Below are 14,690 nucleotides of genomic sequence, written 5' to 3'. Positions count from 1 at the left end.
TCTTTCAAACTAAAGTGATCATTATCGCTTCGAAACCGCTCTTCCTTACCACTAAGGTGATCATCTTAGTATCAAAACCGCTCTTCTTTCAAACTAAAGTGATCATTATCGCTTCGAAACCGCTCTTCCTTACCACTAAGGTGATCATCTTAGTATCAAAACCGCTCTTCTTTCAAACTAAAGTGATCATTATCGCTTCGAAACCGCTCTTCCTTACCACTAAAATGATCATGGCAAAATAAGCAAAGCATGAAAAAAGCCACTACAATTACTTATGTAGTGGCTCCTTGCTATTATTCTGCAAAATAAATAAAGCCGATGGCGCCTGGACCCGTGTGTGTCGAGATGATTGGGGATGTGAAGGCAATTTCTACATCGGTAAAGCCTGTGCCTTCGATTAATTCTTTTAATGGATTCCCCATTGTGACTAGGCCATCTGCATGAGAGATACCAACTGCCTTGACTGTTTTTCCGGCAGTGTCTGCTTGGAATTGTTTAAATAAGAAATTGACTACCTGCTTATGGCTACGTACCTTGGAAACCGGATTGTAAACGCCGCCTTCTAGGTTGGCAATGACTTTGATATTTAAGAGTGAACCGATAAAGCCCGTTCCTTTACCGATTCGACCTCCTTTAATGAGGTTTTCAAGTGTATCTACAATAACATACAAATGTGTGTTTTCGCGTACTTTTTCAAGGCGAGCCACTATGTCCGCTACTGTAGCACCTGCATCTCGCATTTTAATCGCCTCTCGAAGCTGAATGGCAAGACCAATGGCAATAAAACGCGAGTCAATTACCGTTACATCCGCATCTGTCATTTGTGCGGCTTGTCGCGCTGATTCAACCGTTCCACTCATGCCACCTGTCATATGGATAGAGATAATTTGATCTCCATCTTTACCAAGCTCATCATACAATTCTTTAAATTTTCCTGGAGCTGGCTGAGAGCTTTTTGGTAAATTTTTCGCATTTTTCATTAAGCCTAAAAATGGCTGCGGTTCTAAATCCACACCATCTGTATAGGTTGCACCATCAATTTGAATCGTTAAAGGCACGATATGTATACCATGTTGTGCTACTTCTTCTTTCGTTAAATCACAAGTTGAGTCCGTTACTATATGAATTCGTCCCACTTTGACACATCCTTTTACTTCATTAAAATTTATTATATAGACTAATGAATCATTATGTAAACATGACATTTGTCATTAGGCAAAACCTTGTCTTCTCTAGCATGTAAACGCTACCTTGGATACTATAGCGTTTTCGCCTACCTCTTGTCTATCAATGCCCCTCAGAGAATATGACAGCCTTATGACATTTTAGAGATGAAATATATGACAAATGTAAATGTTCATGTATAAATTATTGGGGTATAGTAAACATATAAACGAAAGGAGTGTTTCAAATGATCGATTCATTTGACTATAAATCGTGGAAGGAAGAGCTGTGGAATGCCATTACACACGGTATTGGTTTCATTGCCAGTATTCCGGCACTAGTTGTCTTACTGTTAGCAGCCATTCAAACAGGAAATGCCCTACATATTACCACTTTTAGTATTTTTGGTGCGTCTGTTATCATCCTGTTTTTAATGTCTACATTGCTACACAGTATGCCAGAAAAATATAAACACTTTTTCGCTATTTTAGACCACTCGTCCATTTATATTTTAATTGCTGGCACTTATACGCCGTTTTTATTAATTGCCGTTGGTGGCACTTTAGGTTTGACTTTACTATGCATTATTTGGACACTGGCTGTGCTAGGTGTACTTTTTAAATGTTTCTTTATTAATCGCTTTGAAGTTCTTTCACTGATTTTTTATATCGGTATGGGTTGGTTAATTATTTTCGCCATTAAGCCTGTTTATCTTTTCTTAGGATTTTATGGTTTTGCCTTATTGCTAGCAGGTGGGCTTTTTTATACAATTGGTGCTATCTTTTATGCATGGCGCTCACTGCCTTACAACCACGCCATTTGGCATCTCTTTGTATTAGCTGGTTGTGCCTCTATGTATGCGTGTGTATATTTTTATCTATAATAAAAGCAATCGCTCCGATCACAATGAGCGATTGCTTTTTCATTTATTTACGTTCAAAAATTTGATATTGGAATATATAGCCTTCTGGTGCTGTTTCTGGCTCTTCTGAAGATACTTGAACAAAATCCTGCTCATAGCTTGGGAAATAGGTATCTCCCTGGAAGGAATGATTGATTTTTGTAATGTATAAACGATCAGCCTTCTCCATGACTAAACGAAAAATTTGTTCGCCACCAATTATCATAATCTCAGGTACATCTCCAGCTAGTGCTAATGCTTCCTCCAAGCTTGTCACGACTTCAATACCATCGGCATGATAGTTTTTATCACGCGTAATAACAATATTGCGACGTCCAGGAAGCGGTCGACCAATGGATTCGAATGTTTTTCGTCCCATTATCATCGGCTTGCCCATTGTTTTCTGTTTAAAATACTGCAAATCTCCTGGCAAATGCCAAGGCATGCCGTTGTTATACCCGATGACGTGGTTGTCATCATGTGCCACAATTAAAGAAATCATACTGTCCCTCCAAATACGTTCATCTCTTTTATTATAAACACATTTCGCTTGTTTCACCTTATTTCTAAAAGAATTTTCTTTTTCTACACCTAAATCCTAGTAAAATTATACGAATAGTTTATAATAGAATTAACAAACGTCACAATAAAGGAATGATAAAGATGACTACATTGCGAAAAGAAGCTGTTCATTATATTGAAGATCAGCATCATGGTACGCCTTATTACAAAGTAACGCCACAAGAAGCAAGAGCAGCGCGTACGGTGACACAGTGGCAATCACCAAAGAAACCACAGCTTGCGTCGATTAAGGATCAAGAAATATCTGTACGAGATGGAGCGAAAATTACGCTTCGAATTTATACTCCTTTCCACGATCAACCATTACCTGTAATTGTTTATTACCACGGCGGTGGTTGGGTTTACGGCAATTTAGATTCGGCTGATGCAGGCTGTCAGCTATTAGCAGATCGGGCACAGGCTATTGTCGTTTCCGTTGATTATCGTTTAGCACCTGAGTTCGCCTTCCCAATTCCATTGCATGATGCCTATGATAGCTTACTATGGGTGCATGACCATATGGAATCGTTTGGTGGAGATGTTAGTCAATTGACTGTTGCTGGGGATAGTGCTGGCGGTAATTTAGCGACAGTTGTTGCTTACTTAGCTTCTACAATGAGAGGCCCAACATTACAAGCCCAAGTACTTATTTATCCCGTGACAAATGTGAATTTTACTACGGATTCTTATCACTTATATGGTGAAAATTTTGGCTTAGATATCCAAGGCATGAAGTGGTTCTCACAGCATTATACAGATGAATCCAATTTTACAAACCCATTTGTATCTCCGCTCCAGCTAGAGGATGTTCGTAGTATGCCCAAGACAATGATTATTGCGGCCGAGGCAGATGTGCTCTTTGATGAAGGCCAAAGCTATGCACAAAAACTAATGGACGCTGGTGTTGCCGTAGAGCATGTCACAATGCCAGGTTTAATTCATAGCTATTTTAGTAAAATGAATTATTTTGAAGATGCAACGATTGAAACGGTGGAAAAAATCGCCCAATTCCTAAAATAAGTTTGGCTATCCCACTCAAACAGTGCGATAATAGAGCAAAACGTTTTTTAAAGGATGACACGATGACACAAACAATTGCTCTACAAATACAACAGCCATTTTCCGATCAATTAAGAAAAGGCTACCCGCTTATTTCAAAGGATGCAGTGAATGCAAAACAGCTGCCTACCGAGCAAGGAACGCTCCTGAAGCTGATGGATCACCATAATCGATTTATTGGCACAGGATACTACGGTATCCAAAATAAAGGGATTGGATGGGTGCTGACAACAGATGCCAACGAAACGATTGATAAAGCTTTTTTCATAAAAAAATTCAAAAAAGCGATCGACAATCGTGCAGCATTTTTTAACAATGACAACACGACTGCCTTCCGAGTTTTTAATGGTGAAGGAGATGGCATTGGTGGTTTAACAATTGACTTTTTTAATGGGTACTATATGGTGAGTTGGTATAGTGAGGGTATTTATTCATTTAAAGAAGTGGTTTATGAGGCGCTTGCTGAAACAGTCAACTACCAAGCCATTTATGAGAAAAAACGCTTTGATAGTAAAGGGCAGTACATGGAACAGGATGATTTTGTCATGGGCACGCCTGGCGAATTTCCCCTTATGGTGAAGGAAAATGGCATGACCTATGCGGTTCATTTAAATGATGGTGCGATGACGGGCATTTTCCTTGATCAACGTGAGGTACGATTGGCTATACGTGAGCGTTATGCAAACAGCACCAACATGCTCAATACGTTCTCCTATACAGGGGCATTTTCTGTGGCAGCTGCCCTCGGAGGCGCTAATAAAACAACGAGTGTGGACGTAGCTAAACGCAGTCTAGCCAAAACGATTGAGCAATTTAGTGTCAATGACATTGATTATGAAGCACAGGATATAAAAGTGATGGATGTCTTTCATTATTTTAAATATGCGCAGCGTCATGCATTACAGTTCGACCTTGTCGTATTAGACCCACCTAGCTTTGCACGTACGAAGCAAATGACGTTTTCAACGGCGAAGGACTACCCTAAATTACTGAAGGACACGATTGCGATTACGGCCAAAAACGGTATCATTGTTGCTTCTACCAATAATGCAAGCTTTGGTATGAAAAAGTTTAAAAGCTTTATTGACCAAGCCTTTAAAGAGACTCGTACACGCTATAAAATTGTCGAGGAATACGGTTTACCGAAGGATTTCCGTGTGCCTCGGGAATACCCTGAATTTAATTACTTGAAGGTCGTATTCATTCAAAAGATCGACTAACTAGGAGGGAATCACACTTTGCTGTGATTCTTTTTTTATGTAAAAAAGTGGCCTAAGAAAGTTCTTAAGCCGCGAATAAAACCTTATAAATACTTCACAAACCAATCGCGAATATATTCGAGTCGATTAATTCGTAACGTTGGTTTTCCGCTTCGAGATAGCTCATGATTAGCCTCAGGGAAACGCACGAATTTTGTTTCTTTTTTACGATGCTTTAAGGCAATAAATAATTGCTCTGCCTGCTCAATCGGACAGCGATAATCTTTTTCACCATGTAAAATCAATAAAGGTGTCTCCACATTATCTACATATTTCAGTGGAGAATGATGCCATAGCTTCTCTATATCGTCAAAGCCCGCTTGAATTTGCCAGTCTGTAAAGTAATAGCCAATATCACTAACACCATAGAAGCTAATCCAGTTCGAAATGGAACGCTGTGTCACGGCTGCTTTAAAGCGGTTCGTATGGCCAACAATCCAGTTGGTCATAAAGCCTCCATAGCTTCCCCCTGTTACACCAAGACGGTCTTGGTCAATAAAATCATAGTGCTCCAACGTGTAGTCTACGGCAGCCATCAGATCCTGATAATCATTACCACCATAATCACCTCGTACTGCATCGACAAATGTTTGACCATAGCCATGACTACCACGTGGGTTCGTATAAAGCACAGCAAAGCCTTGAGCAGCTAAGATTTGGAACTCATTAAAATAGGTGTTGGCATACATGGCATGTGGCCCACCATGAATTTCAAGAACGAGAGGATATTTATTCCCAGCTTCATAGCCAACTGGCTTCATAATCCAGCCGTTAACCTTCCAGCCCTCTGCTCCTTCGAATTCAATGGCTTCTGGTACCGATAAGGTTCTCGTCTTTAAAAATTCTTCATTGATGGATGTTAGCTGTTCTCTGTCACCTGTTTGCAAGTTGATGTAAAATAAATCGCCAGGATTTGTTGTTGTGCTAATAGCAACAACTGCTTTATCCTGTTGAGCATCAAGTGAGAAACCATAGACATATTGATCATCGTGAATAGCTGGGTAGATTTCGCCCTCTATATTACCGAAATAAATCGCCGCATTGCCATGATCTGTTACTTGGAAGTAGAAGCTTTTGTTATCGTTCAGCCATTGAACACGTGGTGTCACTACACCTTGTAGGAAATCTCCAATAGCAAAATCCCCAATCGGTGCATCAAATTCACCTGTGATACATGTCAGCACATTGTCTTGCAAATCATACACCCATAGCTTAGCTTGCGTAGCATTTTCAAATTCTCTTTCACTTCCTATATAAGAAATAAAGCGACTATTCGGTGACCATGATGTTTGATAATACATGCCTGTTCCTTGCGTAAGCTGGCGCGTCTCTTTTGTCTCTACATTTAATAAGAAAATATCGATATTAAATGAGAAATCTAAATCCTCCGCTTTATCTGCTAAATACGTAAGATATTGTCCATTTGGCGACCATGTATCAAGATGGAAATGTTCATTTCCTTCCGTCACTTGCTCAAGCTCACCCGATTCCAAATCGACGATGGCAATGTGGGTAAACTGCTCCAAATTCAAGAACCCACCTGCATCTGATTTATGTTTCATCTTGTCTATTTCGAGAGGCTTTACTTCTTTCTCCTCTTTCTTTTCATCCTCCACCTTGTCTAAGATAGATTCATCCTTCCCTAGCTTAACAGAAAAGGCAATTTTCTTTCCGCACGGTGACCATACAGGAGATGACGCACCATTTTTACAATGTGTCACTTGTTTTGCCTCACCCCCCGCTTTTGACAAAACATAAATTTGGGGCTGCCCCGTTCTCGTTGACAAAAAGGCAATTTGACTGCCATCCGGAGACCAAACAGGAGCACTTGTTCTATCCTCTCCAAATGTCCATTGCTTTGGCGTTCTATCCTTCAAGTGTATGTAAAATAAATTGGATATATAGTCTTTTTTCTTTTCATCAATACGAGTCTCTACATATATTACCTCAGTGCCATCAGGTGATAGCTGGGGATCTGCTACCGATTTTAAGTGATAAAGATCTTCTGGTTGAATTCCTTGTTTCGATGTCATGTTCTTACTCCTTTGGATTTGTAATTTTTATTGCCTTATTACAATACTTCGACACCCTAAGTAATATTCCTGCTATTTAATAGAATCTTTTACTATTTCCCAATATTCAGTTGATTTTGTTCTACGATAAAATTTATAAAAGGGCTCATGAGGACGTGCATACTCCTGATAAAGACTTATAATTTGTAGCACAAAGCCTTCAATCTGTTCTACCCCTACCTTTTTTGCAAATAATGTGCCAGCCTGTGCCTTTGCCCCCATCGGTATAGCCCCTAAATAAACATCAAAGCTTTCGTTTTGATAAACGAGTCCTATATCATCAAAAGATGGGTTATAGCAGGCAGATGCACAGCCATTCACGTTAACACGCACTCTCGAAGGGACCTGAATCCTCTCTAACGTATGATAGAGCTGTTCTGTAATATGCACTGCCTCCATTTTTTCACCATCACAAAAATCACATGCCTTCATGACGATATTAGGTACTGCTGGTGCAATATGTAGACCCGCTTCCTGTAAGGCTTGAACAGCTTGTGCGGCAGCACTCGTCGGGACGGATACTATAATACTATAAGAAGCCGAATACTTAATTGCCCCCTTTTCTCCAACAATCTCGGCTATTTTTTGAAATTGTGCTGGCGTGTAATGCTTATTAATAATGCCAGGACTGACAGCTAAGCGTGTAAATTCGCCTTGTTGGCTAAGTGTTTCGAAGGTTTGATCTGGTACGTTTTTTTGAAATGCATTCATGGATATCTCTCCTTATGAAAAAGGAGCTAGCAAAAACGCTAGCTCGGATTGTTGTTAGATTAAAAATTTTCAGGATAGAAGCCTTTTGCTAAAATTTCAATCGCCTCTGCTGCTCGAACTCCTTCAGATGCTGCTGATAGCGGAAGAATAACAAAGCGCTCATTTTTAACAGCTTCCATCTCCTTTAATGCGGGATCATTTTTTAAGAATTGAATCTTTTGTTCTGCTGTTGTTTCACCGTAATCAATGACAACCACCACCTCTGGGTTACGGTCTACTGCATCTTCTTTTGATACGGTTGTCCAGCCGGATTCCACATCACCAAAAATATTTTGACCACCAGCGATGGTCACTAGCTCATTCATAAAGTTTTGACCAGCTGTAAAGATATCCTTTTCACCGCTGTCAAACACTAACACACGTAAATTTTCATCATCTTTCGGTAATTTCGACTGTACATTTTCTACGTCTTTCGTCATTTGCTCAATTAAGGCTTCTCCACGATCCTCCACCCGGAAAATCTTCGCGATATTGCGAATATCAGTGAAAATATCCTCTAATGTCGGCTTTGTCATATTGGAAGCTGTATGTAAATACGTATGAATCCCTAATGCCTCTAGCTCTTCCGGAGTTCCTACGCCCTTTTCACCAAAGCCACTTTTCCAGCCTGCATATAAGAAATCCGCCTCTGCATCAATTACTTGCTCCTTCGTTGGATATTGATCTGAAAGCACAGGGACCTTATCGTAAGCTTCTTGTAATGGCTCATAGATTGTATCATCTAAGTAAGCTGTTCCTACCATGGAATCCTCTAATCCTAATGCCAGCATGATTTCCGTTACATGCTGATTTAAACTAATCGCTTTTTTTGGTGCTTCCTTATATGTTTGCGTTGTATCATTATTTTCGATCGTTACTTCTGTTGTTGCTGTCTCGGACGGCTCAACCTTTTCACCCTGTTCTGCAGACTCTTTGTTGTCCGTTGCATTACAAGCGCCTAAAACAGCTACTAAGGCAATGACCATGATGAGCCATAAACTATTCCATTTCTTCATGTCCTAATCTCCTTTGTTATGAATATAGTTTTGAGGGCATAAAAAAACCCTCTTGTCGCCAAGAGAGAAGCATAGTGAAAAAATGGTATGGTCACCTTTATCACTATCCCCATCCTCGTGGTTCTTAGTTAACAGTTCATATTGGCAGGTATCCTGGCTTAGGTTCATCATCTATACGCCTTCCCATAGCTACACTACAGTGGCACGTTGTATAGACTCCCCATTTACAGTTGCGGGACAGCATCGGAATTACACCGATTTCCCTTTTAAGCAAATGACAAATGCCATTTGCACCAATACATTTTATAATGGTTAATACTATTGATAGACTAGCAGAAGAAGATTAATCACGCAATGAGGAACATGGCGTGACATCCATAATCCCCATTATATTAGCACTATTTCGACATAAAGACGAACTATTTTACAAGAAATATTTCTACGAGAATTCTGTTACAATGGGAAGAAAGCAATGGATAGAAACGAGGATTGGTTATGTACAAAACAATTGGTGTACTTGCGCATGTCGATGCAGGGAAAACAACATTTTCTGAGCAAGTACTTTTTCATACAAATAGTATTCAAGCCCGAGGCCGTGTCGATCACCAGGATACCTTTCTCGATAATCATGAATTAGAGCGCAAGCGTGGCATCACCATATTTGCCGAGCAAGGTCGCATGAACATCGGCGATGATACATACACGTTAATTGATACACCAGGGCATGTCGATTTCTCCCCTGAAATGGAGCGTTCCATTCGAGTCATGGATTACGCCATTATTATTATCAGTGCAGTGGAGGGCGTGCAAGGTCATACAGAAACAGTATGGCAGCTGTTACGTAAATATCATGTCCCAACCTTCTTTTTTATCAATAAAATCGATCGTGAAGGGGCCAACGTAGAGGCAGTCATGAAGCAGCTACGTAAAGATTGCTCACCAGATGTCTTGTTGATCGATGAACCGCTTCGAGCAGATTATCTTTCTAGTAGTATGATGGAATGGCTGGCAGAGCGAGATGAAGAATTACTCGATGCCTTTTTGAATGAATCGTTGGAACATGAACAATGTCTAGCACAGCTAAAGGACATGATTACAAGTGAATGTGCTTTCCCTTGCTTTACAGGCTCGGCCTTAAAGGATGAGGGCATTCAGGAATTTATTGCCCAGCTTCCTCTATTAACCGATACTCATTTTGAACAGGATGCACCGTTTCAGGGAGAGGTTTTTAAAATACGACACGACGGCCACCAGCGTTTAACCTTTATGAAGGCCATGCAGGGGTCCTTACATGTGCGGGATGAATTTACCTTTGGCGAGACAACAGAAAAAATCACAGAAATTCGCCTTTATAATGGCAATCGCTTTGAAACCGTTCAACATGTTGAAGCGGGTGAGATATTTGCTGTTAAAGGGTTAAGTCAGGCAACTATTGGAGACCGCATTGGCAGTACTACACAATCGCAGCCGTACGAGCTCGTCCCAACCTTACAGGCAAAGGTACAATATGAAGGCGACCAACATATTAAAGAAGTGCTACAAATTTTTCGTTTGTTAGAAGCGGAAGAGCCTTCATTACGTGTTCTCTGGCAGGAAAAATTCCAGGAAATCCACGTGCATATAATGGGCGTTATTCAGCTAGAGGTACTCGTTGAGGTATTACAGAAGCGTTTTTCATTAGTCGTTTCTTTCGGAGAGCCACAAATTTTATACATGGAGACAATTGCGACAACGGTTACAGGCTATGGCCATTTTGAGCCACTCAAGCATTATGCGGAAGTGCATGTATTAATGGAGCCAAATCCACGTGGAACAGGCATAACTTTTAGCAATGCCTGTCATGCGGATGATTTATCAGTAGGTAACCAACGACTTGTTGAAAAGCACTTATTTGAACGGGAGCATCATGGACTACTGACAGGCTTCCCGCTAACCGATGTTCATTTTACGCTGTTGACAGGTCGCGGGCACAATGAACACACATCGGGCGGTGATTTCCGAGAAGCTACTTTCCGAGCGTTACGCCAAGGACTTGAGCAAGCGCAGAATGTCTTACTGGAGCCATACTATCGCTTTAAAATGAAAGCCTCTAATGACTTTATTGGCCGCATGATGACCGACATTCAACAAGCAGCGGGTACATTCGATGACCCAATCTTGACGGAAACAGATGTTGTGCTAACAGGACGTGCGCCCGTTGCCACTTTGATGAGCTATAGCACAACCTATGCTGCCTATACAAATGGAAAGGGCGCACTAACACTACAGTTTGACGGCTATGATGTGTGCCATAACCCCGAGGAAGTCATTGCACAAATTGGCTACGATAAAAATGCCGACCCTGAATATAGTTCCTCTAGCATCTTTTGCGCGAAAGGCAAAGGCTACACCGTCCCTTGGCAAGAAGCACAAGCCGCCATGCATTGCCAATAATATTGGGATTGGGTGGCACCGCTCACGTGGGGATTTGCTCTTGGCGGCAGGGATTCTTCCTTCCGCGGGTATTCCTAGCTCTAGCGCGGGTGTTTGCTCCTTTCGCGGGTTTTCCTCGCTCTAACGCGGGTATTTGCTCTCCTTCCGCGGGTATTCCTCGCTCTAGTGCGGGTGTTTACCTCTTTCGCGAGTATTCTTCGCTCTAGTGCGGGTGTTTACCTCTTTCGCGGGTATTCCTCGCTCTTGCGCGGGTATTTCCTCTCCTTCCGCGGGTATTCTTCGCTCTTGCGCGGGTGTTTACCTCTTTCGCGGGTATTCTTCGCTCTTGCGCGGGTGTTTCCTCTCCTTCCGCGGGTATTCTTCGCTCAAACGCGGGTATTTCCTCCCCTTTCGCGGGTATTCTTCACTCAAGCAGCGATATTCTTTAATTAAAATAAGCCCTCCGTTGGTTGGAGGGCTTATATTTATAGGGCACCGACTGCTTTTTTTGTTGGTTTGTGCACGAAATATGCTGGTTGGACGATTACATAGTCATGCGAGTTTGTGAAATCAATTAACACTTTGCCTGGATGACTTTTGATAAGTTGTAAATGATCAATTAATTTCAGCAAAAGCTCATGGCCGTTACCGCGCGGATGCCAGTTAAAATGATCATTATTTAATTCTTGTACCGCTTCAATAAACTGGGCATATTCCTGCTGTACAAATGCGATGAGTTTGTCGTGCTGTGGTGCTAAATCCTGTATATACGTTTCATAAAAACGCATCACAATCGAGCATAGTAAATCATTCACTCGTGCAGCACTTAAAATAGGCTTTGGCTCGAATGTCAGCCGTTCAAGATTAGGCTTTGCCCGTGTTGAATCAATACGTGTTATGAAATGGTACGGCTCCCCATTCACCTCATAGACAATTGGATTGGACGGCATATACATCATAAAGCTATTGGTCTTCGTTTTCAGTTGATCAGTTACCGCTGCCTTCGCAAAAAGATGACCATTGACCTCCCCATTTTGGATCCAAATAATATCTTTATTATATAAAATTTGCTCAAAGAAACGATCATTGCGAATGAGCTTCGTTGCTAATAATTGATCGATCAGTGATTCAACCGCCATTCTCGTTTTCGCTTTCTTGGCTGTTTCTGTGCGTGGTTGCTTACAAATGTTCATTTCTACATACATCATACGTGCATCCCCTTTGCGTACATTTTTTCAAAACAAAAAAGGACTTCCTATTCTTTGAGGAAATCCTTTACATTAACTTTCTTCATCACACAATGCCAAACAAACCCGAAGTAAATGTGAATGAGCCCGATGATGAACCCCTTCATGAACTTTGGGCGTTTGACGTACTGTGACGAACAGAGCATTCTGTTTTGTCAACATGCCACCTCCTATTCCTCGTAGGTTTATGGTGTGTACTCGTAACAGGCAGGTATCCTGACTCATGATCATCGCTTCTTTTCTCCTTCCCGTCCAAAGACAGTGGATGCTGAAAAGTCGCTCACATTTACAGTTGCGGGACAGTGTCGGATTCTCACCGACTTCCCTTTTAAGCAAATTGCACGCAATTTACACCTATTACTACACGCTATTTAGTTGATAAGGAATTTAGTATTTCCCATATTCCTTATAAATTATTAAATCCAATTGTAAATCTTTGTGAATTAAAAGTCAATTTTCACAACATTTTACAAACTATCACTTACTTACAAAACCTCTATTTCACATACCTGTAACCCTAATCGCACCGGTGTGTTAAGATAAAGGTTCTACTGTTATATAAGTATTGCTATAAAGAGGCATAGTAATATTTTTTACATTCCACAATTTTTTAAATTCCTTAATAGTAACTTTACGATTATAGCTATTGTTAGCATCATTACAATTCACCAGTTGCCTTAATGATTCTGAAAGATAGACAAACTGCTCGTCATATCCTACAACAGGGACAAAATGCAAATTATTAAAATCCTTATGTACTTTAATGAAAACAATTACGGGTGTTCCTTTACTTACTTCATACTTTAATGTATCTATTGTTCCTTTAAAATAGCTTGTTTTCAATCCCTTTTTCCTTAACACCGTCCGGATGCCCTTTGGATACACATTACCTGACCTCATTTTACTAGGGAAACTAGAATATAATGCTTCACCATCGGCCTCTATTCCAAAATGTCGCAACACATACGCTGTTGAAAATCCTGCACATTCCCTGTTATTTTGTATGTCGATTCTATTATTTCGTTTAATTAGATAGTTAGCCGGGTATCCTCTTTTTCGTAAAACAGGAACAGGAAATGTCATTAAATATGCATTTATCATAGTTGATATAATAATCCATAAAATAACTGTTCTAATTATAAACATACTACTCCCCCAATGCTTTGCTGCCATATCACAACAATATTCAAAGCCCTTCTACTTGCATCGTCGTTAGCGCATAATTAAACAATCGAACCCATTAAAGTACATTTATTTACAACCTTCTTTAATTCCAAACGGTATCCATCTACCATTATATCTAGTAATAAAGTAAGCATCGTACCCAAAGCCATATAGTTCCCTCATGATAATAACTCCAATTGACTCCTCTTCCTTGGTGATGCTTTTTTATGTAATGAGTTACTAAACTCGATGAAACTGGAAACCGCTAGAGACGGTCATATCCTCTAGCGGTTTTATGTAATAGCTTCTTATTCAACTTACCAAAGTTTTGCGTACCCCATTACCACTTCTCATTATGCTTATGAACTTTTCTATAAACGTAATCTGCATTATCAAGTCCCTTCCAATTGCTAACAAAATTCAGAACGAGCATAAAAATTCCGAATAAGGCAAACGCCACCATATAATGACCTAAGAAAAATAACACAAACGCCGCAGCTAATAGGACTATCATTAAAACTATACCAATGACCTGAAATTTGCGCTTCCTCTTTTCATCCATCTGGTTAACCTCCAATCAAAGGAATTATCTTTGTTTACTATTATGGTTTATTTTACCATAGTTTAGTCAGAAATCATCCATTATTCAGAAAAATTCCTTATTGATTGTGATAGGATATTCTTGTTTTTTGTCGAAATAGTTTCATAGACAATTAAATGAGGTGTTCTGTATGGAATTTATCATAGATCATGAATGTTTTAACAAAGCTATTTCGGACGTTACTAAAGCTGTGTCTTTAAAGACACCGTTCCCCATTCTGGCAGGTATTAAGATAATCGCTTATGATCATTGTTTAGTACTCGTCGGAAGCAATTCTGATATGATCATTGAGAGAGTGATTCCTCTAACGATTGACGGAGTAAAAGTACTGGAGATTTATCAACCTGGTAGTGTTGTGATTTCTGCTAAATTTTTAAGTGGGCTTGTTAAGAAATTGCCTAATAAAATACATATCAACGTGAATGAAAAACAATTCGTAACTATTCAATCTGGCGAAATTATAACAAATTTAAATGGCTTTTAT

14 protein-coding genes, 1 pseudogene and 2 riboswitches are annotated in these 14,690 nt (G+C 40.2%); of the genes and pseudogenes, 6 read left to right on the top strand and 9 right to left on the bottom strand.

From position 1 onward, the window contains the following. Positions 1-242 (top strand): hypothetical protein (locus tag RT445_RS18910; RefSeq protein ID WP_313471289.1); only part of this gene is annotated, 242 nt, incomplete at its 5' end. 51 nt (positions 243-293) lie between these two features. Here the strand turns inward: RT445_RS18910 and RT445_RS18905 are convergent. Continuing rightward, on the bottom strand, positions 294-1,136 hold the full coding sequence (locus tag RT445_RS18905; RefSeq protein WP_274797078.1) for a DegV family protein: 843 nt from the start codon (positions 1,134-1,136) through the stop codon (positions 294-296). A gap of 275 nt (positions 1,137-1,411) precedes the next feature. Between RT445_RS18905 and trhA the strand changes: the two genes are divergently transcribed. Beyond that, positions 1,412-2,047, top strand: coding sequence for a PAQR family membrane homeostasis protein TrhA (gene trhA / locus RT445_RS18900; protein WP_274797077.1), 636 nt, complete (start codon positions 1,412-1,414; stop codon positions 2,045-2,047). A 43-nt stretch (positions 2,048-2,090) separates the two neighbouring features. Here trhA and folA read toward each other — a convergent pair whose 3' ends face one another. Then, entirely contained in the window at positions 2,091-2,567 is a 477-nt protein-coding gene (folA, locus tag RT445_RS18895) for a type 3 dihydrofolate reductase (protein WP_274797074.1), read from the bottom strand. 161 nt (positions 2,568-2,728) lie between these two features. Here folA and RT445_RS18890 point away from each other — a divergent pair, with 161 nt between their 5' ends. Further along, positions 2,729-3,646 (top strand): alpha/beta hydrolase, encoded by a 918-nt coding sequence (locus RT445_RS18890; RefSeq protein WP_274797073.1) that lies wholly within the window; start codon positions 2,729-2,731, stop codon positions 3,644-3,646. Between the two features lie 62 nt (positions 3,647-3,708). Next, positions 3,709-4,905, top strand: coding sequence for a class I SAM-dependent rRNA methyltransferase (locus RT445_RS18885; protein ID WP_274797071.1), 1,197 nt, complete (start codon positions 3,709-3,711; stop codon positions 4,903-4,905). A gap of 83 nt (positions 4,906-4,988) precedes the next feature. On the opposite strand, the gene RT445_RS18880 is transcribed toward RT445_RS18885, so the two are convergent. The 3 genes from RT445_RS18880 to RT445_RS18870 form a co-directional block, all read right to left on the bottom strand. Further along, complete coding sequence (locus tag RT445_RS18880) at positions 4,989-6,977, bottom strand: S9 family peptidase (RefSeq protein ID WP_274797070.1); 1,989 nt, start codon at positions 6,975-6,977, stop codon at positions 4,989-4,991. Positions 6,978-7,049: 72 nt separating this feature from the next. Next, a complete protein-coding gene (locus RT445_RS18875; RefSeq protein ID WP_274797069.1) occupies positions 7,050-7,727 on the bottom strand; it encodes an NAD(P)/FAD-dependent oxidoreductase in 678 nt (225 codons plus the stop codon). 59 nt (positions 7,728-7,786) lie between these two features. Beyond that, positions 7,787-8,782 carry an ABC transporter substrate-binding protein gene (locus RT445_RS18870; RefSeq protein WP_274797068.1) on the bottom strand — a complete coding sequence of 332 codons (996 nt, stop codon included), beginning with the start codon at positions 8,780-8,782 and terminating at the stop codon, positions 7,787-7,789. A 126-nt stretch (positions 8,783-8,908) separates the two neighbouring features. Then, positions 8,909-9,095: riboswitch (cobalamin riboswitch) on the bottom strand. Positions 9,096-9,277: 182 nt separating this feature from the next. Here RT445_RS18870 and RT445_RS18865 point away from each other — a divergent pair. Continuing rightward, positions 9,278-11,215 (top strand): elongation factor G, encoded by a 1,938-nt coding sequence (locus RT445_RS18865; RefSeq protein WP_274797067.1) that lies wholly within the window; start codon positions 9,278-9,280, stop codon positions 11,213-11,215. A 464-nt stretch (positions 11,216-11,679) separates the two neighbouring features. Here the strand turns inward: RT445_RS18865 and RT445_RS18860 are convergent, their stop codons facing one another. The 4 genes from RT445_RS18860 to RT445_RS18845 form a co-directional block, all read right to left on the bottom strand. Further along, complete coding sequence (locus RT445_RS18860) at positions 11,680-12,402, bottom strand: hypothetical protein (protein WP_274797065.1); 723 nt, start codon at positions 12,400-12,402, stop codon at positions 11,680-11,682. 72 nt (positions 12,403-12,474) lie between these two features. After that, positions 12,475-12,600, bottom strand: a complete 126-nt coding sequence (locus tag RT445_RS18855; RefSeq protein ID WP_312506848.1) for a hypothetical protein — start codon at positions 12,598-12,600, stop codon at positions 12,475-12,477. 30 nt (positions 12,601-12,630) lie between these two features. Then, positions 12,631-12,814: riboswitch (cobalamin riboswitch) on the bottom strand. Positions 12,815-12,975: 161 nt separating this feature from the next. Beyond that, positions 12,976-13,587 (bottom strand): C39 family peptidase, encoded by a 612-nt coding sequence (locus RT445_RS18850; protein WP_274797063.1) that lies wholly within the window; start codon positions 13,585-13,587, stop codon positions 12,976-12,978. Between the two features lie 358 nt (positions 13,588-13,945). Continuing rightward, positions 13,946-14,167 (bottom strand): hypothetical protein, encoded by a 222-nt coding sequence (locus RT445_RS18845; RefSeq protein WP_274797062.1) that lies wholly within the window; start codon positions 14,165-14,167, stop codon positions 13,946-13,948. 169 nt (positions 14,168-14,336) lie between these two features. Between RT445_RS18845 and RT445_RS18840 the strand changes: the two are divergent. Then, positions 14,337-14,690: pseudogene (locus RT445_RS18840) on the top strand (DNA polymerase III subunit beta); the annotation flags it as partial.

The sequence above is a fragment of the Lysinibacillus sp. genome (assembly GCF_032093475.1).
Taxonomy (GTDB): domain Bacteria; phylum Bacillota; class Bacilli; order Bacillales_A; family Planococcaceae; genus Lysinibacillus; species Lysinibacillus irui.
The sequence above is the reverse complement of the archived record's forward strand: the minus strand, read 5'-3'. Positions and strand labels throughout refer to the sequence as shown.

Excerpts from the sequence above, each read along its gene's own strand:
- folA (WP_274797074.1), bottom strand. The coding sequence starts at position 2,567 with ATGATTTCTTTAATTGTGGCACATGATGACAACCACGTCATCGGGTAT.
- RT445_RS18860 (WP_274797065.1), bottom strand. The coding sequence starts at position 12,402 with ATGATGTATGTAGAAATGAACATTTGTAAGCAACCACGCACAGAAACA.
- RT445_RS18875 (WP_274797069.1), bottom strand. The coding sequence starts at position 7,727 with ATGAATGCATTTCAAAAAAACGTACCAGATCAAACCTTCGAAACACTT.
- RT445_RS18845 (WP_274797062.1), bottom strand. The coding sequence starts at position 14,167 with ATGGATGAAAAGAGGAAGCGCAAATTTCAGGTCATTGGTATAGTTTTA.
- trhA (WP_274797077.1), top strand. The coding sequence starts at position 1,412 with ATGATCGATTCATTTGACTATAAATCGTGGAAGGAAGAGCTGTGGAAT.
- RT445_RS18865 (WP_274797067.1), top strand. The coding sequence starts at position 9,278 with ATGTACAAAACAATTGGTGTACTTGCGCATGTCGATGCAGGGAAAACA.
- RT445_RS18850 (WP_274797063.1), bottom strand. The coding sequence starts at position 13,587 with ATGTTTATAATTAGAACAGTTATTTTATGGATTATTATATCAACTATG.
- RT445_RS18880 (WP_274797070.1), bottom strand. The coding sequence starts at position 6,977 with ATGACATCGAAACAAGGAATTCAACCAGAAGATCTTTATCACTTAAAA.
- RT445_RS18870 (WP_274797068.1), bottom strand. The coding sequence starts at position 8,782 with ATGAAGAAATGGAATAGTTTATGGCTCATCATGGTCATTGCCTTAGTA.
- RT445_RS18890 (WP_274797073.1), top strand. The coding sequence starts at position 2,729 with ATGACTACATTGCGAAAAGAAGCTGTTCATTATATTGAAGATCAGCAT.
- RT445_RS18885 (WP_274797071.1), top strand. The coding sequence starts at position 3,709 with ATGACACAAACAATTGCTCTACAAATACAACAGCCATTTTCCGATCAA.